At 38.6% G+C, this 16,750-nt stretch carries 21 protein-coding genes; 13 read left to right on the top strand and 8 right to left on the bottom strand.

The annotated features are described in order from the left end of the window. The first annotated feature begins 652 nt into the window (after window positions 1-652). The 4 genes from ABJD71_RS17775 to ABJD71_RS17760 all read left to right on the top strand — a co-directional run bounded on the left by ABJD71_RS17775 (window position 653) and on the right by ABJD71_RS17760 (window position 4,598). Window positions 653-1,024: a hypothetical protein gene (locus ABJD71_RS17775; RefSeq protein ID WP_348172654.1), complete on the top strand. Its 372-nt coding sequence runs from the start codon at window positions 653-655 to the stop codon at window positions 1,022-1,024. 65 nt (window positions 1,025-1,089) lie between these two features. Beyond that, on the top strand, window positions 1,090-1,779 hold the full coding sequence (locus tag ABJD71_RS17770) for a YjbF family lipoprotein (protein WP_348172651.1): 690 nt from the start codon (window positions 1,090-1,092) through the stop codon (window positions 1,777-1,779). 2 nt (window positions 1,780-1,781) lie between these two features. After that, window positions 1,782-2,498: a capsule biosynthesis GfcC family protein gene (locus tag ABJD71_RS17765; protein ID WP_348172648.1), complete on the top strand. Its 717-nt coding sequence runs from the start codon at window positions 1,782-1,784 to the stop codon at window positions 2,496-2,498. Beyond that, window positions 2,499-4,598, top strand: coding sequence for a YjbH domain-containing protein (locus ABJD71_RS17760; RefSeq protein WP_348172645.1), 2,100 nt, complete (start codon window positions 2,499-2,501; stop codon window positions 4,596-4,598). Window positions 4,599-4,608: 10 nt separating this feature from the next. Here ABJD71_RS17760 and ABJD71_RS17755 read toward each other — a convergent pair whose 3' ends face one another. Beyond that, window positions 4,609-4,803 carry a hypothetical protein gene (locus tag ABJD71_RS17755; protein WP_348172642.1) on the bottom strand — a complete coding sequence of 65 codons (195 nt, stop codon included), beginning with the start codon at window positions 4,801-4,803 and terminating at the stop codon, window positions 4,609-4,611. 56 nt (window positions 4,804-4,859) lie between these two features. On the opposite strand from ABJD71_RS17755, the gene ABJD71_RS17750 reads away from it, so the two are divergent. Beyond that, entirely contained in the window at window positions 4,860-6,431 is a 1,572-nt protein-coding gene (locus tag ABJD71_RS17750) for a phytase (RefSeq protein WP_348172640.1), read from the top strand. A gap of 46 nt (window positions 6,432-6,477) precedes the next feature. Beyond that, a complete protein-coding gene (locus tag ABJD71_RS17745) occupies window positions 6,478-6,942 on the top strand; it encodes an EVE domain-containing protein (RefSeq protein WP_348172637.1) in 465 nt (154 codons plus the stop codon). A gap of 21 nt (window positions 6,943-6,963) precedes the next feature. Here the strand turns inward: ABJD71_RS17745 and ABJD71_RS17740 are convergent, their stop codons facing one another. From ABJD71_RS17740 to ABJD71_RS17725, 4 genes are all read right to left on the bottom strand, one after another. Next, a complete protein-coding gene (locus ABJD71_RS17740) occupies window positions 6,964-7,455 on the bottom strand; it encodes a hypothetical protein (protein WP_348172634.1) in 492 nt (163 codons plus the stop codon). A gap of 36 nt (window positions 7,456-7,491) precedes the next feature. Next, entirely contained in the window at window positions 7,492-9,228 is a 1,737-nt protein-coding gene (locus ABJD71_RS17735; RefSeq protein WP_348172631.1) for a DUF885 domain-containing protein, read from the bottom strand. A 72-nt stretch (window positions 9,229-9,300) separates the two neighbouring features. Next, window positions 9,301-9,624, bottom strand: coding sequence for a DUF1820 family protein (locus ABJD71_RS17730; protein WP_348172628.1), 324 nt, complete (start codon window positions 9,622-9,624; stop codon window positions 9,301-9,303). Between the two features lie 93 nt (window positions 9,625-9,717). Further along, window positions 9,718-10,293 (bottom strand): TetR/AcrR family transcriptional regulator, encoded by a 576-nt coding sequence (locus tag ABJD71_RS17725; protein WP_348172625.1) that lies wholly within the window; start codon window positions 10,291-10,293, stop codon window positions 9,718-9,720. A gap of 137 nt (window positions 10,294-10,430) precedes the next feature. On the opposite strand from ABJD71_RS17725, the gene ABJD71_RS17720 reads away from it, so the two are divergent. Then, entirely contained in the window at window positions 10,431-10,583 is a 153-nt protein-coding gene (locus ABJD71_RS17720) for a hypothetical protein (RefSeq protein ID WP_348172622.1), read from the top strand. Between the two features lie 105 nt (window positions 10,584-10,688). Here the strand turns inward: ABJD71_RS17720 and slmA are convergent, their stop codons facing one another. Next, window positions 10,689-11,279 (bottom strand): nucleoid occlusion factor SlmA, encoded by a 591-nt coding sequence (slmA, locus tag ABJD71_RS17715; protein ID WP_348172619.1) that lies wholly within the window; start codon window positions 11,277-11,279, stop codon window positions 10,689-10,691. A gap of 28 nt (window positions 11,280-11,307) precedes the next feature. Next, on the bottom strand, window positions 11,308-12,507 hold the full coding sequence (gene coaBC / locus ABJD71_RS17710; protein ID WP_348172675.1) for a bifunctional phosphopantothenoylcysteine decarboxylase/phosphopantothenate--cysteine ligase CoaBC: 1,200 nt from the start codon (window positions 12,505-12,507) through the stop codon (window positions 11,308-11,310). A 139-nt stretch (window positions 12,508-12,646) separates the two neighbouring features. Here coaBC and radC point away from each other — a divergent pair, with 139 nt between their 5' ends. From radC to mutM, 5 genes are all read left to right on the top strand, one after another. Then, complete coding sequence (radC, locus tag ABJD71_RS17705; protein WP_348172616.1) at window positions 12,647-13,321, top strand: DNA repair protein RadC; 675 nt, start codon at window positions 12,647-12,649, stop codon at window positions 13,319-13,321. 167 nt (window positions 13,322-13,488) lie between these two features. Next, complete coding sequence (gene rpmB, locus ABJD71_RS17700) at window positions 13,489-13,725, top strand: 50S ribosomal protein L28 (protein WP_133468221.1); 237 nt, start codon at window positions 13,489-13,491, stop codon at window positions 13,723-13,725. A gap of 11 nt (window positions 13,726-13,736) precedes the next feature. Further along, window positions 13,737-13,892, top strand: coding sequence for a 50S ribosomal protein L33 (gene rpmG / locus ABJD71_RS17695; protein WP_348172613.1), 156 nt, complete (start codon window positions 13,737-13,739; stop codon window positions 13,890-13,892). 130 nt (window positions 13,893-14,022) lie between these two features. Continuing rightward, window positions 14,023-14,481 (top strand): hypothetical protein, encoded by a 459-nt coding sequence (locus tag ABJD71_RS17690; RefSeq protein WP_348172610.1) that lies wholly within the window; start codon window positions 14,023-14,025, stop codon window positions 14,479-14,481. A 3-nt stretch (window positions 14,482-14,484) separates the two neighbouring features. After that, entirely contained in the window at window positions 14,485-15,297 is an 813-nt protein-coding gene (mutM, locus tag ABJD71_RS17685) for a bifunctional DNA-formamidopyrimidine glycosylase/DNA-(apurinic or apyrimidinic site) lyase (RefSeq protein ID WP_348172607.1), read from the top strand. Window positions 15,298-15,313: 16 nt separating this feature from the next. Here the strand turns inward: mutM and coaD are convergent, their stop codons facing one another. Beyond that, window positions 15,314-15,802 carry a pantetheine-phosphate adenylyltransferase gene (coaD, locus tag ABJD71_RS17680; RefSeq protein ID WP_348172604.1) on the bottom strand — a complete coding sequence of 163 codons (489 nt, stop codon included), beginning with the start codon at window positions 15,800-15,802 and terminating at the stop codon, window positions 15,314-15,316. 215 nt (window positions 15,803-16,017) lie between these two features. Between coaD and ABJD71_RS17675 the strand changes: the two genes are divergently transcribed. Continuing rightward, entirely contained in the window at window positions 16,018-16,707 is a 690-nt protein-coding gene (locus ABJD71_RS17675; protein WP_348172601.1) for a sulfotransferase family protein, read from the top strand. Window positions 16,708-16,750: the final 43 nt, after the last annotated feature.

Below are 16,750 nucleotides of genomic sequence, written 5' to 3'. Positions count from 1 at the left end.
TACTTAATGAACAGAAATAAACCTAGAGTAGTGAAATACACGTCTATGCCTCGTTGAAAAATGGAGCGGAACGGCGGTCCTAAAAAGACCAGTTATCCCCCATAGGAAAGTAGACATAGAATGTTTCAGATATTTTACGGCACTTCCTAAATCCATGTAAGTCGCAAACTGCTGGAAGACAGCCCCGCAGACACCTATTTAAAGAAAGGGCCATCCATTGGGTATTCCTTTTAAGCATTCTGACTTTTGATAAATAAAAGTAGTCAAACATAAGAATCTACGTAATAGCTTAAATAGATATAACTATGCATGTTGCATTGAGTTTAACTAGATCATTCGTAAATGAACCTGTTTGCTTAAATATGCTTTAGGTTTAATGGCCGTCTAGCTCTAATTTTATAATATGTATAGCTATACCTAGGTATCGTTGGCTTGTGTGACCGAGGTATTTAAGCAATACGGTTGAATGCCTGATATTATAAGGGGTGTAGAAGATATGTCTCACTAGATTATTATTGTTTTTATAAGTTTGATGTGGCTTATCATTCCTTTAAACTTACTAAAATCGATGGAGTTGAATTAATAGTTTGTGCTTTAGGTCTGGATCAATTAATATCGAAAATAGTGATCATAATTGATAGAAGGATTGGCAATGAAAAAATTATTAATAACTTTGGTGGCAGCAGCGTCTATAGCTTCTGTTAATGCACAAGAAGTAGCTGGCGGTGCATCTGCTACTAGTGCAACTATTGGTGGCGTAGCTGCTGGTACTGTTGCTGCAGCTGCAGCTGCAGTTGCGGTTGCTGGTGCTTTGGTAGCAAATTCTAATGGTACTGCCGATATAGTAGACCCAATAGATCCAGTTGACCCAGTTGACCCAGATGCTACTTGTAGCGGTTCTGATGAATTAGCTGATGGTGTATGTATTGGTACGACTGTTACTGTTACACAAACTGGTACTGGTACTATGACTAGTACGGTAACTGTTCCTGTGACATTTACCTATGCGCCAACGTTTCAATAGGTTATTGTTTTAGCAAAAGCCGCCTTTTGGCGGCTTTTTTTGTGTCTATTTTTTAGGGTGGCTTTGTGGCTTTTTATAGAACAACATTTTTATTTCTGAGTTTAATTGTATTTGTGGGCTGTTCTTCGACACACAGAGCTTATTTAGAAACCATTAAACTCGCTTTTCAAACAACTGCCGATCCAGTTCTAACATTGTCAGAAATACAAAACTCACCCATTGATTTGCTCTATGTTAGTTTGAAGGATAAACCAAGAGCTGTGTTGGCACTTGCATATATCGAGAACTCCGAATACAAATGGGTTAGTGGCGATAATGCCCTGTTAGTGGAAAAAGGCGGTCGGATAATAAAGACAGTTGGCACCATGGATAACTTTTTATTTGTTAGCAATATTGAAAATGATCCCTTAGCTACCCCTGAATATATTAATACGATTTCATATTGGAACCGCTATGTTGATTATGATGATAGCCGAAGTGCATTTGTCGAGTCGAAGTTTGAATTGATAGTTAACGCTGAGCTAGTCATTGATGGCAATCATGCTAAAGCTAATATGATAAAGGAAGTGGTTACTTTTCAGAAAGTAAATGAAGAAATAGACACTTGGACTAATCGTTTCTGGTTTGACATCAAGACCGACCAACTATTAAAAAGTGAACAACAGCTTACACCAAGCTCTGATAGATATGAGATTACTTATATAAGTCGTATTGCACGTTTACCTTTGGCTAATGTGTTGAGCGTAGGAGGTTGAGTGTGAAGATATTCCTACTAATTTTTGTTCTAAGCTGGACCTGTGTTAGTACTGCAACGGTTAAAATTAAGATTAATGATACTGTGTTTCATTACGATGGTAACCCAAGGTTATCTGAAGTTTTAGAGCCAATAGCATTAGAGCGTTCATGGTACTGGCAATCTTCTGCTTTATTTCGTATGGGTGATAGCACTATCGATAATGAAAGGTCTCTCATAATTGAGGAGCTTGTTGCATTGGCTGCCTCTACAGATGATGGAAAAGTTATCAGTCGATTAGCAGGAAATCTTGAGCGTTGGAATTTAGGGAAAAGAATTGTCATTCCAATAGATTATGATTTAGCAAGGGTGCAGCCTAAATTTAACCCTAGGTTTGAAAACGGAGAATATCTATTACTATTGAAGGAGAGAGTTGAAACTGTATCTATAATTGGGTTGGTTGATGAACCTACTGTTATTAAATATAAAGGTAGTGTTGCTGTAGTGGAGTATTTATCCAACATAAAAGTAACTGATCTTGCAGATAGCAGTTTTGTTTATATTGTTCAAGGTAATGGTGCGGTAAAAAAATCTGGCGTAGCCTATTGGAATAACAGTTATGATCATGTCATGGCAGGTGGTCAAATATTTATTCCTTTTTATCAGTCTCAATTTTCTAAAAAAATGGACATTTTAAATATGAAAATTGCAAAGTTAGCTACGAATAGGATTATTGAATAAATGAAAACCTGCTCCAAGTTAAACAAGCTTACCTTTTTTATTGCTCTCATATCTATTCAGATTCAAGGATATACACAAGAAAGTAAGGCTGTAGCTCCTTCTCAGATGGTTCAAGGTGGTGTTGGCTTATGGCAAACTCCAACCGCTAGAATGATGCCTGAAGGCTCTCAAACTATCAGTTATACCGATAATAACGAGTACCGATTTTGGTCAAGTAGTTTACAGTTGTTTCCTTGGATGGAGGCAACGGTAAGGTATACAGATGTAAGGACACAGCTTTATAGTAATGTAGCTAGTTTTAGTGGTAATCAAACCTTAAAAGACAAAGGTATTGACGTAAAATTTAGACTCCTAGAAGAAGATTACTATTTACCGCAAGTAGCTATGGGTTTTCGTGATTTTGGAGGGACAGGTTTTTTTGAGAGTGAATTTATAAACTTCAGTAAGAGGCTAGGGCCAGTAGATGTTCATCTAGGTATCGGATGGGGTTATTTAGGGGCAGGTGGTAATGTTATTAATCCCCTTTGCGAGGTTGCTGATAGTTACTGCGAAAGGCCTAGCGGTTTTTCTGGAAGTGGTGGAAAAATAGAGTTTGGTCATTTCTTTAAAGGGCCTGCATCTATTTTCGGCGGTATTGAATACCAAACACCTATAGATAAGCTAAGAGTAAAGCTTGAATATGAAGGGAATAACTATCTAAATGACCGAGCAGGTGAGCTTGAGCAGAGCTCTCCATGGAATTTAGGTTTAGTTTATGAATGGAATGACTTTGATTTTAGTCTTAATTATCAAAGGGGAAATACAGTTGGCTTTGGAGTAACTTACAAATTAAACCTGCACACGGCAAAACAAGTTAAGTTTGACAAGCCGCCTCGCTCAATTGATGGTGTAACCCCTGCTATAGATATGAAAAGTCTAAACAGACAACGTTTATATACTGACTTATATACTGATGGGAGTTTTCTCATCAACTATACTCACCAGACGTCTGATGAAATGACAATCTACGGTAATCAGTTCGCATATAGAGACAACGACGAAGCTATTGAAAGAGTTGGGCGGATATTAGCTTCAGAGCTTCCAGAGTCTATTAAAACTTATAGAATAGTAACTAACGCTGCATTGTTACCTATGGTTGAGACAGAAATTGACGCCGACGCATTTAAAAGTGCCGCTCTATATGAAGCATTGGAATCAGATTTAACAGTATCTTATCAGCGCCAAGAACCTTCCACAGAAACTTTGACGAATTACAAACCTAATAATACTTCTGGTTTGTTTCATTCTGTTAATAGTTTCTGGATCCAAACGTTTGGAGGTCCAGAATCTTTTTACCTTTATCAAGGTGGCGCAATTTTAAGTGGTGGGTATGGATTTAATGAAAATTTCTCAATATCTGGAGGAGTTAAAGCTACCCTAATTGAAAATTTCGATAAGTTTAACTTTACAACAGATCGCCAGAATTCAACCCTGCCGAGAGTTAGAACTCAAGTTAGAGAATATGTTACTCGCAGTAAAGTGACACTGGAAACCGCGTTTCTACATTGGACTGATAGAATCGCCCCTAATTTGTTTGCTCAAGCGTACGGTGGTTATTTAGAAACTATGTTTGGTGGAGTAGGCACTGAATTATTCTATAGCCCAGTTGATAGTAATTTATCATTTGGTATTGATTTGAACTATGTGCAGCAAAGATCTTATGAAAATAACTTCGACTTTTTTGATTACAAAACCTTTACTGGTCACGCAAGTATGTACTGGCGTCCGGACTTTTTGCCTGATACCCAAATTGTTATCAGTGCTGGACAATTTTTAGCCAAAGATAAAGGTGTAAATATTGATTTTGCTAAGCGCTTTGATAGCGGAATTATTGTTGGAGCCTATGCGGCAATTACTAATGTCTCTGCAGAAGAATATGGCGAGGGAAGCTTCACAAAAGGGTTCTATATATCAATTCCTTTTGACCTATTTGTATTAAAGCCAGCTAAAGGTAGGGGGAAGATCCCTTGGGTGCCAATAGGACGTGATGGCGGCCAGATGCTTCAAAAGCCAGTTAACCTGATAGATCTCAATCAAGTTCGCTCACCTTTTTACGATTAGGTAGAAAGCCTTAAGTTAATCTAAGTTGGCTGGGTGTTTGCCCAGTCCAGCGTTTTACGGCTCTCCTGAAGTTAGGTATATCATTAAATTGCATTAAGCTTGCAGATTCTTCGTTAGACAAGTGCTGCATTTGCAATAGGTATGTAGCATATTGTTTACCAAGCTCGTCTTGAATCTGTTGAAAGCTTTGGGTTAATAGCTGCACTGGATAGCAATTTAGGACAAGTGTTAATTATTAAACTGGACTGGCAAACACTCGAATTGTCAGAAATAACAAGACTTCCCAAAACCTCAGCCCAAATTGAAAGCCTATGTTGGTATTTAATGCCCCAAGGGCACCTCTCATTATTTACTGCCGACACGCTAGGAGAAATTGCTCAGCGAACAGTCGTGGATGGCTCTCAACAGCAGCTTACCGACCTATTGGTACAAACGTTTATAGGAGCGCCGCAAACTAAGTCATGTGTGGTTGACGATACGTCAGGTTACTTATACTTAGCGGAAGAGAATATTGGCGTATGGCGCTATTTAGCTAGCCACGAGTCCGAATTATCCCGGGAGTTAGTGATAGCAACTGATCCAAATGGCCTTGTTATGGGTGAAATCACCCATCTAGATATCCTACCGTCAGGAGAATTGTTGGTTACTGCGCCAGAACAAAAAGGCGTATGGATGGTTGATACCCAAAATAGCAATCAAGCACAGTTTGTCATTCTTGAGGGAAGCCATAAACCGGAAAGTGTTAGTGCGGTTATGCAACAACAGTCTATAAGGCTTGGAGTGTTTGATGATGAAACAGGTCAATACACCGCAAGTACGTTGAATACAGATAGCTGGCCTTTGCAGAGAACGACTTCTAGTATGCAAGCTGTGACAGCATATGCTGAAACTACTCCTGTAAATGCTTATGGGGATGCTGCTGATGATCCTGCAATTTGGATAAATTTTGCAGACAGTGCCAATAGTCGCGTATTAGGGACCAATAAAAAACAAGGCTTGTTGCAATACGATTTACAAGGCCAATTGTTAAAAGAGCTTAATGTTGGTCGTGTTAACAATGTGGATGTTAGATATGGCATGGAATTCAACGGAAAACGAGTGGATATTGCTACAGCTAGTAACCGCAGTACAAAAAGTATTAGCGTATTTACTATTGAACCTAAAACAGGAGTGCTTTCCTACCTTTCAGATATCAAAACCGATATTGATGACGTATATGGCCTATGTATGTATCAGAATGCTGAGCAATACTACGTGTTTATAAATGGTACTGATGGGCACTATCAGCAATATCTCTTGAAGCCCAATGGGGATGACATTTCTGGGCTGCTTGTAAGAGAGTTCTCAGCTCCAAGCCAGCCGGAAGGTTGTGTGGTCGATGACCAGAATCAACAGTTATATTATGGCGAAGAAGCCGTTGGCGTGTGGCAGGTTTCTGCTGAGCCTATTGACGCACCAAGTAAGTTAATTATTAAAACTAACGATACCTTCGTGGCTGATGTAGAGGGCCTAGGCATTTATCGTTATAAAGGCCAAAGATTTCTGTTTGCATCTAGTCAAGGGAATGATAGTTATGGCGTGTTTGCCTTAGATGATAAAAACAAACACCTAGGCAGTTTTAAAATTGATATGGATATTACCACTAGGGTAGATGGCGCATCAGAAACCGATGGTTTGGCTATTACTTCTAACGCTCTGGGCTCGCAGTTGCCCCAAGGTTTATTAGTGGTGCAAGATGGTCGTAATCGTTTACCTACGGCTCCACAAAACTTTAAGCTGGTGGATGGTCTGCAACTTCAGGGTCTACTACAAAGTTGGCTTGAAAAGCTCTAGTTTAAAGGCTAATGTTTTCGCTTTAAAATGTCGAAGGGGTAGGTTTGTGCAATATTGGTTATTTAAAACAGAGCCTGATGCTTTCAGTATTGATGATTTAAAAAACAAACCTACCCAAATTGAGCACTGGGATGGCATTAGAAATTACCAAGCCCGTAATTTTTTACGTGACCAAGTAAAGTCTGGCGACCTCGTTTTTATCTATCATTCCAGTTGTAAAAATGTCGGCATAGTTGGGTTAGCTGAGGTTGTGAAAGAAGGCTACCCTGATCACACTCAATTTGACCCTGAAAGTAAGTATTATGATCCTAAATCTCTGCCAGAAAACCCTAGATGGGTAATGGTAGACATTAAATTTAAGCAAAAATTTTATGAGCTTTTATCTTTAAAACAAATTAAAGCTATGGGTGATATTACTGAAATTGGGTTAGTAAAAAAAGGTCATCGTTTATCAATAATGCCAGTACAAAAACAGGAGTTTGAGCTGCTGTTGTTGCGTTGTGAGGGGTAGGTGGCTTACAAGCCTAATTGCTTAAGTCTCTTGGGGAGATGCTATTTTAGCCTTATCTGAAGTTAAGTTTTGACATGCGGTTACAAAGCCTGTCACTGTATTTTGGCACCAAGGTATCCGTGTTTCTGATTGTTGCTTAGCGATGAACTGACGTATATCTTCTATTGTTAAATCGTTTCCCTTAAGTGCTTTTGCAATTGCAATTTCTACTGTTTCACCATCTTGACTGCACTGCAAAATAACGTATTTAAAATTCTCTAATATAAAGTGAACTATCTCAAAATCTGCTTGCTTAATTAAACCATGGCTTTGCAAAGAGTTTAATTTTGTCTGTAAACTCTGCTGTAGATGAGATGACATTGTATTTATTATACTCAATGTGTGTTTGTTTTGTAATTGCAGTGTTTTATGGGCATGCTGAGTCTGCTTTACTTCTTGTTGAATACTTTGATTACGGGTAACAATGAATACCAACAGTAAAATTAGAAAACCAATTACACCAAAAGCGACCATGTTACCACTCCATAAACTAAAGACTAATTTGTTGATTTATTGTTGTTCGATAAATTGCTGAATGTTCTTTTCTAAAACTGATAAAGGAATAGAACCGTGCTCTAACACTGCATCGTGAAAATCTCTGAGGTTGAATTTTTCACCAAGCTCTATTTCTGCTTGTTCACGCAGTTCCTTTATTGTTAATTCCCCAATCTTATAGGATAAAGCTTGTGCAGGCCAAGAGATATAACGGTCGATTTCTGTTCTAACATTGTGTTCTGAGAGTGCTGTATTTTCTAACATGTAATCAATAGCTTGTTGTCTCGTCCAACCTTTAAGGTGCATTCCAGTATCAACCACCAATCGACAAGCCCTCCACATTTCGTAGCTTAATCTACCAAATTCATCATAAGGGTCTTCATACATGCCTACCTCTTTCCCCAAAAACTCTGAATAGAGGCCCCAGCCTTCACCAAAAGCTGATATGTAAGTGTATCGTCTTACTTCTGGTAAGTTGTTCATCTCTTGCGCTAGTGATATTTGTAAGTGATGGCCTGGTACTGCCTCATGCAAGGTTAACGCTGTCAAAGCGTATAAAGGGCGTTTATCCAATGCGTAGGTATTCACCCAATAATAACCTGGCTGATTGTCTCGAGAAGGAGAGATATAACGACCTGTCGTGTATTTAGGTGCAATGTTATCTGGTACGGGTTGCACGCCGTATGGTGTACGGGGTAACGTACTAAATAACTGAGGAAGCTTAGCGTCTATTTTTTTTGCAATGTATGAAGCTTCTTTAAGTAATTCCTCTGCTGTGTTCGCATAAAATTTAGGTTCGGTTCTTAAGTATTCTATAAATTGATTAATATCCCCATCAAACTTTAGTTCATTGACTATTCGTTGCATCTCATTGCGAATACGTTGTACTTCACTTAAGCCAAGCTGGTGGATCTCTTCTACTGGCATAGTGGTTGTGGTGTAGTAGTTACTGCGGTTTTGGTAATACTCTCGGCCTTTGGGCCAAGTAGCTGCGGCAATATCGCTTTTACTTTTTGGCAAGTATTCAGATGTTAAAAAATCATAAAAAGCCTGATAGGCACTATAAACATGTTTTGTAATAGTGGCTCTTGCTCTTGTTAATATCGCTTCTTTATCTGTATTTGAAAGAGAATTTTTAATCTCTAAAAAAGGCGCATAAAAAACGCTCGCTTCGGGTTCTTCATGAATAAATGCCTGCACCGAATGTTCAAACCCCATTAAAACAGCTTTTGGTTGAACAAACCCTGTATCAATGCCTTTTTTCATCCAGTTTATTTGTTGCTTAAAATACTCGGGAAACTGTTCTAATCTGGTTAGATAATTATCGTAATCGATTTTATTGTCGAAGCGGCTTGTTCGAGGTAGAAATGCTAAGGCGCTATGGAAGCTAGACTCAGAGGTGAGTGGCATATAGTGAGCATTGAATTGATACTGATCGATATAATTTTGTAACCGGTACTTTTGCATTAACAAGGTTATTTGTTCGGTTTGATTTAGCGGTGCTTGATCAATTTTTAACAAGTCGGCCATAAACAAGCGATACTGTTTATTTTGAGCCGCTAAAGCTGCAGGGGATATATCAGATAACTTGTCGTCATAAGCATGCACACCTTGGCGAGTCGCACTGATAGGTGAGACAGATAGCTCATATTGCCAAATCTTATCAATGAGAGGAGTAAGCTTGTCTGCATAAGCGCTAAAACTGCATACGATACAGACTAGTAAAATAATAAACCCAGAAAAGCTTTTCATTAAGCTACCTTTTTTGTTTTTACCCAGCATAAAGGTATTTACTAAATACTTAAATCCTGCAACAAGTCACTTTTACGATTTAGGTGTATAGATAGGGCTCGGAAAAGATGCAACTTTATCAGACAGTTGGGTGATTTTTGATGTGCCTTGTTTTTTGACTTCGTCAATACGTAAAATACTATGCATAGGAATATACGTCTGTGTCACTTCTGCAAATTCATCCTTTAGCTTTTCATGGCTAGGGTCAACGACTAAACTAGTATGAGTATCCCAAACAAAGTCGCCAACTTCCACAAAACCAAACATGCTACCTTGGCTTACTTCTCGTACATAAAGCTCGTACTTTTCGCCGTTACTAATAAACTGAATTCTAAATAAATGTGTATTGTTCGCCATGATCATTATTACTATTTTAGTGCTGAATCAGCTGGACTGTGCCACTCTAAGTGGAGGCCTTTCACAAAATTACAAGTTCAGGTAAGGGAAAATCTATTGCTTAACGGCTAAAGGTCCTAATAATGCTTGGGTGGCTAATTGTAATTCGTCAGTGTCACCTGCTAACACGGCGTTTACTGCAAAGCCTTGAACATAACTCGTTAGCTGCAATGCAGTGGACTCAATATTGATATGGGGTTGTACTTGCCCTAAGTTTTGGGCTTTTTCTAAACAACCAATAAAGGCTATTTGCAAACTATCCAGATAATGGCGACCAACTCCACGTACTGTCTCGTCGTCAAAACCTAATTCAGTAATACAATTTATCAGTAAACAGCCTTTTCCCTTAACGTGCGAGACGTATTCAGTGAAAAAACTATTGATAGAGTCTAGTCCTTGTTTCGACTCAAGGTTCTTCATTAATTCCTGTAAATATTTACTTTGATAATGATTTAATACTTTATATAGAAAAGCTTGTTTACTGCCAAATTCTACATAAAACCCCCTACGGTTGAATCCTGTCCTGAAGATGATTTCATCCATAATCGCACCGTGATAACCATGTTCGAGAAATATATCTATGGCCAAAGTGAGAACTAAATCTATATTATATTGGGGTTTACGTGGCATGAGGTGCTTTCTTTATAGAACAAGTGTTCTTATGAGATTAGTTAAGTTTCATCACGTGTCAAGTTTGTAAAGGCATTCCCACAGTATTTTAGTACCTAGCTTAAGGTTGGTAGATACAGGTTGATGGTAATTAGTAATTGAAATTGTTTCTCAAGACTAATTATCATAAGCCAGAAGATGGCCTACATCAGATATTTAATTGGCAAGCCGCGACTATTTTCGCTGGAGTAAATTTTTATATTGATGTGACCTTAGCAAATCACCTGCGAGATTCAAACTGGAATGATTAGAATTTTTTGGGAGATAATTTCTCTAAATAATACTTAATCCTGAGCATTAAAAAAGCGGCCATAAATGTGACCGCTTTTTTTGTGTAATTATACTTATTCAGATAATTAACCAAAAAATTGCGTGTTGATAAACTGCCATTGCTCAGTAAAGCCTTCAGTTGGGCGCTTTGTAAATTCACTACGAATAAATTGGTTAATTCTGCCATCTGCGAAACATATCAACATATTAGCAATAATGCTTTCTTCTGCGGGTAAGGTTTTTCCTTCTCGAAGTTTGCGCTCCCGCAGTACTTGCTTTAGTTGGGTTTCTAGGCGTTCATACAACTGAGCAATGCGCTCCCGTAATCTATCTTGCTCGCCCATTAAAGCATCACCGTTTAAAATTCTTGTTATCCCTGGGTTTTTTTCAGCAAACCCCAAAATAAGATGCAATATTAATTGGCAACGAGTGGCAGTGTCCTTTTCCTCATTAATTATCTTATTAATACGGGAAAATAGCGTTTCTTCAATAAACTCTATCAGGCCTTCAAACATTCTCGCTTTACTAGGAAAATGCCTATATAAAGCAGCTTCTGATACGCCTACATGTGCAGCCAATTTTGCCGTCGTAATACGTTGGCCTGGGTTGGTCTGAAGCATACTGGCAAGAGCTTGGAGTATTTGTGCTCGGCGGTTTGGGCGTTTTGTAGCTGGCATTTGGGTTCCTAAAAGACTGTGGCATGGTCTATTTTTGTTCAGTGTATCTTTGTTCAACTAACAGCATAAGCTTTTTAGCTAATAATTGTTTATCGGCAACTTCTAATTTTAATTCACCTTTTGGCCAAAAAACTGTCAGCGCGTTTTGTTCACTGTTAAACCCGATTTGGCTATCTGATACATCATTTGCAGCAATCATATTCAATTTCTTACGTTGTAATTTCCCCAATGCATATTCCCTTAGGTTTTGGGTTTCTGCTGCAAAGCCCACAGTAAAAGGTGGTGAACTTAAGTGTGCTACCTCCTTCAATATATCAGGGTTTTTAACGAAAGTAAGCGTTAACTCATCATCCGATTTCTTGATTTTTTGGTCAACTTTTTGTTGAACTTTATAGTCAGCAACCGCGGCACACCCAACAAATATATTGCAGTCTTTTATGGTACTCATAACGGCATCTAGCATTTGCTCAGCGCTTGTGACTTTAATTACATTGATACTCTGTGGTGCAGGTAAGTTAACTGGACCACTAACTAAGGTTACTTCAGCACCTAATTCTTTTGCCGCATTTGCTAAGGCATAGCCCATCTTTCCTGAGCTGTGATTGCTGATATAACGAACAGGATCAATTTCTTCTCGTGTAGGGCCTGCGGTAATTGTTATTTTTTGCCCTTTTAACAGCAAAGGACTTTTTTGTGGTAGCAATAAGTCAGCTAATTCTTGAGGCTCTAACATTCGGCCGGGTCCTACATCACCACAAGCTTGTTCTCCTTGAGCGGGCCCTAAAAAGCTAACACCCCGTTCAGCTAGTGTTGTTAAGTTCGCTTGAGTCGCTTTTGCATGCCACATTTGTTGGTTCATTGCTGGTGCAATATATATTGGAGCGTCTGTTGCAAGACATAGAGTTGATAGTAAGTCATCTGCAAGACCGTGAGTAAGCTTAGCTATAAAATTTGCTGTGGCAGGTGCGATTAATAGCTTATCGGCCCATTTTGCTAGCTCTATATGACCCATGGCGGCTTCTGCATCTTTGTCTAATAAGTCATTTGAAACAGCATTTCCAGATACCGCCTGTAATGCTAATGGGCTAACAAATTCTTTAGCAGAATCAGTGAGTACAACGCGAACAGTGGCTCCTTTAGCTACCAGTTTGCGCACTAAATCTGGTGTTTTGTATGCAGCGATACCGCCTGTCACACCTAATAATATGTTTGTGTTTTCAAAATGCATTGTGTGTTTGAATTGCTCTTCTTTAACTAATATTGACATTATTGGCTGGAATAGTCTTCATTTGCTAGGCTTATTTTAAGGATTTAACCTATCAATTAAATAGCTTTCTATTTATTTGCAAATTTATGAGCATGGATGCATGAAAATTACAGATTGGCCCGAACAAGAAAGACCTAGAGAAAAACTTTTAGCAGCAGGCGCAGGCTCTTTAAATGATTCTGAGCTGCTCGCTATTTTTTTACGAACAGGGATAAGCGGTTATAGTGCTGTAGATTTGGCCCGTAATTTATTAAATGAGTTTGGTAGTTTAAGAAAATTATTTAGCGCGTCTGAACAAGAGTTTTGTGAAGCTAAGGGGTTAGGGCAGGCTAAGTATGTTCAGTTGCAAGCATGCCTAGAAATGAGCCAACGTTATATGGCTGAAAAACTTGAAAAATTAGATGTATGCAATTCGGTTGAGCACACTCAAAAATATTTGATTAGTAAACTCAGAGACCAACCCCATGAAGTATTTGCTGTGTTAATGCTAGATAGCCAATATCGATTGATTAAATTTAGGCCTATGTTTTACGGCACTATAGATAGCGCTTCAGTTTATCCTAGAGTGTTAGTGCAGCAGGCTTTAAAAGATAATGCGGCCGCTGTGATTTTGGCCCATAACCATCCATCTGGAGTTGCCGAACCCAGCCAAGCCGATAAACATATTACTGGAGCTATTGTTAATGCTTTTAAACTGATGGATATTAAGGTGTTAGACCACTTCGTTATAGGTGACGGTGAAGCTGTGTCTTTTGCTCAAAGAGGCTTAATTTGATTAATTGTCAGCCTGAAAGGGCGAATTAGCGCTTTTTCTGCACATTATTCTTGAACTCCCGTTAGCTTTACTGTATAAAATGCGCCCTCTTGTTAATAGCGTTAATCGTCATATATATAAATGACTGGTTAAACCTAAATTTTTTAGATTGTTTGGAGACAAAGGCCATGGCCAAAGTATGTCAAGTTACTGGCAAGCGTCCAGCGGTAGGAAACAACCGTTCTCACGCTAAAAATTCGACTCGTCGTCGTTTTTTGCCAAACCTTCATTCTCACCGTTTTTGGGTTGAAAGTGAAAACCGTTTCGTGAAACTACGTTTATCTGCTAAAGGTATGCGTATTATTGATAAAAAAGGTATTGATACCGTGTTGGCCGATATGCGCGCTGACGGTGTTAAAGTTTAAGGAATCAGATTATGCGTGATAAAATTAAGTTAGTGTCTTCTGCTGGTACTGGTTACTACTACACTACTGATAAAAACAAACGTAACATGCCTGGCAAAATGGAGATCAAAAAGTTTGATCCTAAAGTTCGTCAGCACGTTTTGTTCAAGGAAGCTAAAATCAAATAAATCCTTTGGTTTTGTCTCCAGAAAAACCCGGCTTTTGCCGGGTTTTTTGCGTTTGTTACATAGGGAAGTAGTCGCTGCTTGTTCCCTTATGGCATAATCTTAGTCTGTTTTCTTTTCACGTTTTTATTTTATGGTTAAGTTGTCTCAGCGCGCTTGGAATAATGTCATTATCGTCAGTATGTTAGCCTTAATCATGCTTTTCAATTTAAGTAGTAACTTTTTAAATGATGAAGGCGATGCTCTCGCAGTATCTACGCTAGTGCCACAAGGTGTATTGATCAGCACTATTGAGTTTTCCAATGCAAAAGTTGAACGAGTTGGCCAAGGTTGGCGAGTTGAGTCAGAACTAACGGTTACATCAGACTTACAAGAATTAATAGACCTTTGGCAGTCAGTTGAGGTGAGTTCTTTCGAGGAAAACACTCAGTGGAGTGACACTCCTGCTAAGGTCACAGTGTGGTTTATTGGGCAGGCAGAACCTACTGAATATTATTTCTTAAAGTTGGCGGACAAAACCTTAGTAAGAATAGGCCATCACACTTACCAATTAGTTGATGTTAATTATCAAACCTTAATCCCTGTAGAGTAAAACATGCCTGAATTACCAGAAGTTGAAGTCAGCCGTTTGGGGATTAGTCCTCACCTTGAAAATCAAACCATTGAAACCATAGTAGTGCGTCAGCGTCAATTACGTTGGCCTATTCCTAATGAAGTACATAAGGCAGAAGGTCTTGTGATAACTTCGATTCATAGGCGGGCAAAATATTTACTATTGAATACTAGCGCCGGCAGTATTGTTTTACATCTCGGTATGTCAGGTAAGCTTTGTGTGGTTGATAGTAACACTGAAGTCAAAAAGCATGATCACCTAGATATAGTGATGAGAAATGGTAAATGTTTGCGTTTTAATGATACTAGACGCTTTGGTTCTTGCCTTTGGCAAGGGGCTAATGAGCCAGAGTTACGTTTATTGTCATCTCTAGGCCCCGAGCCCCTAACCAATGACTTTAATGGCGACAGGCTGTTTGAAATGTCGCGGGGTAAGTCTGTAGCGATAAAAAAGTTTATTATGGACAATAAAGTGGTAGTTGGGGTAGGGAATATATACGCAAATGAATCACTGTTTATTGCTGGAATTGATCCAAGAAAACCAGCGGCTAAAGTCACCAAAAAACGTTATTTACAACTTGCTGAAATCATTAAAAAAGTATTATCTAGTGCTATTGAGCAAGGTGGTACCACATTAAAAGATTTTGCCCAAGCTGATGGAAGCCCAGGATATTTTGCACAGCAATTATTGGTATACGGCCGAGCTGGAGAAGGTTGTGATGTTTGCAAAACGCCAATCAAATCAGTGAATATTGGTCAGCGCAATACATTTTATTGTGACACCTGCCAGCGTTAATATAAGCGGGTGATTTTTAACTTTTACCGTGTAATTTAAGCTGTAATGCATCTATCACTGCTGAGTGACAAAACTCGTTAACTCGGCCTCGGTGTAAGGCGACTTCTTTTACTAAGGTAGAGGAGATAAATGAGTTTTCTTCTGCTGGTGTCATAAATACACTTTCTAAATTTGGGTTGAGTCGTCGATTCATATTCGCGAGCTGAAACTCGTATTCAAAATCAGAAACTGCTCTTAGGCCACGGATCAACACAGTTGCTCCTTGGGTTTCAGCAAAATCAGCTAATAAGCCTTTGAACCCTATAACAGTTACATTGTCTAGATCAGCGGTAACGTGCTTAATTAAATCCACACGTTCGTCTAATGAGAACAAAGGCTTTTTATTTGGGTTAAAGGCAACACCTACGATTACGTCGGTGAACATTTTTGATGCCCTAACAATTAAGTCTGCGTGACCATTTGTTACTGGGTCAAAGGTACCTGGATAAATTGCTTTGCTATGCATAGTGAGTATTTTAACTTTATTTGATGTAAGGCTAACTCAAATTAAAGCATCATTGCTACCTAAACTTTATTTTTGTGGCTTATAGTTAGCATTTTGCATAAGTAGCATATTGCATTGTTTTTACGTGTTATGGCGACAAGGATTTGATGTACAATTCAAAGTTCCGGTGATGTGTAAACTGTCCTCCAACAGAAATATTAAGGTCAATAATTAGTATGATTTCTCACAAATTTAAATGTGTATTTGTGCATGTACCCAAAACCGCTGGTCAAAGTATTGAGCAGTTTTTTAAGGAGAAACATGATCTTCAAGATAAGTATTGTGAAGAGCTATTACTGACTAAAAATTCTGACCCTGCAAAAGGGCCACAAAGGCTAGCCCATATGCGTAGTGATGAGTATGTGACTTGTGGACATATTGATGCACAGAGCTATCAAGATTATTTTACCTTTGGTTTTGTGCGTAACCCTTGGCAGCGTTTAGTCTCTGAATATCTTCATAAAAAAATAGATAGTCGAATGTCACTAAAAGAATTTGTTTTAAATGGCCTTCCGGAAGAAGACTCTTTTAGTGATGCTTATCGTCATATCATTCCCCAGTCTGATTTTTTATTTGATGCGCAAGGCAATCAGAATGTTGACTTCATTGGTCGTTTTGAAAACTTAGCAGAGGATTTTTCTGAAGTTTGTGAAAAGCTAGGGTTAGAAGGAGCAAGTTTACCCCATAAAAACTCCTCATATAGTCCCAGAAGAGCTGCATTGAGAAAGCTTAGGCATTTATTCAGTGGTGATAAAAAGCGGGTTAAAAAAGACTACCGCGAATATTTTGATGATGAGTTACTTGAGCTTGTAAACAAGTTGTATGCAAAAGATATTCAGAACTTTGGCTATTCCTTTGATTGGTAAAGCTAAGTATCTGTCATTCTGACTGAACCCGATTAAGTTCTAT

Origin of the sequence: Paraglaciecola sp. (assembly GCF_039943935.1) — a bacterium.
GTDB lineage: Bacteria > Pseudomonadota > Gammaproteobacteria > Enterobacterales > Alteromonadaceae > Paraglaciecola.
This window is presented reverse-complemented; position numbering and strand designations above follow the sequence as displayed.

Excerpts from the sequence above, each read along its gene's own strand:
- mutM (WP_348172607.1), top strand. The coding sequence starts at position 14,485 with ATGCCTGAATTACCAGAAGTTGAAGTCAGCCGTTTGGGGATTAGTCCT.
- ABJD71_RS17740 (WP_348172634.1), bottom strand. The coding sequence starts at position 7,455 with ATGGTCGCTTTTGGTGTAATTGGTTTTCTAATTTTACTGTTGGTATTC.
- ABJD71_RS17760 (WP_348172645.1), top strand. The coding sequence starts at position 2,499 with ATGAAAACCTGCTCCAAGTTAAACAAGCTTACCTTTTTTATTGCTCTC.
- coaBC (WP_348172675.1), bottom strand. The coding sequence starts at position 12,507 with ATGCATTTTGAAAACACAAACATATTATTAGGTGTGACAGGCGGTATC.
- ABJD71_RS17735 (WP_348172631.1), bottom strand. The coding sequence starts at position 9,228 with ATGAAAAGCTTTTCTGGGTTTATTATTTTACTAGTCTGTATCGTATGC.
- ABJD71_RS17730 (WP_348172628.1), bottom strand. The coding sequence starts at position 9,624 with ATGGCGAACAATACACATTTATTTAGAATTCAGTTTATTAGTAACGGC.
- rpmG (WP_348172613.1), top strand. The coding sequence starts at position 13,737 with ATGCGTGATAAAATTAAGTTAGTGTCTTCTGCTGGTACTGGTTACTAC.
- radC (WP_348172616.1), top strand. The coding sequence starts at position 12,647 with ATGAAAATTACAGATTGGCCCGAACAAGAAAGACCTAGAGAAAAACTT.
- slmA (WP_348172619.1), bottom strand. The coding sequence starts at position 11,279 with ATGCCAGCTACAAAACGCCCAAACCGCCGAGCACAAATACTCCAAGCT.
- ABJD71_RS17675 (WP_348172601.1), top strand. The coding sequence starts at position 16,018 with ATGATTTCTCACAAATTTAAATGTGTATTTGTGCATGTACCCAAAACC.
- ABJD71_RS17725 (WP_348172625.1), bottom strand. The coding sequence starts at position 10,293 with ATGCCACGTAAACCCCAATATAATATAGATTTAGTTCTCACTTTGGCC.
- ABJD71_RS17775 (WP_348172654.1), top strand. The coding sequence starts at position 653 with ATGAAAAAATTATTAATAACTTTGGTGGCAGCAGCGTCTATAGCTTCT.
- coaD (WP_348172604.1), bottom strand. The coding sequence starts at position 15,802 with ATGCATAGCAAAGCAATTTATCCAGGTACCTTTGACCCAGTAACAAAT.
- rpmB (WP_133468221.1), top strand. The coding sequence starts at position 13,489 with ATGGCCAAAGTATGTCAAGTTACTGGCAAGCGTCCAGCGGTAGGAAAC.
- ABJD71_RS17690 (WP_348172610.1), top strand. The coding sequence starts at position 14,023 with ATGGTTAAGTTGTCTCAGCGCGCTTGGAATAATGTCATTATCGTCAGT.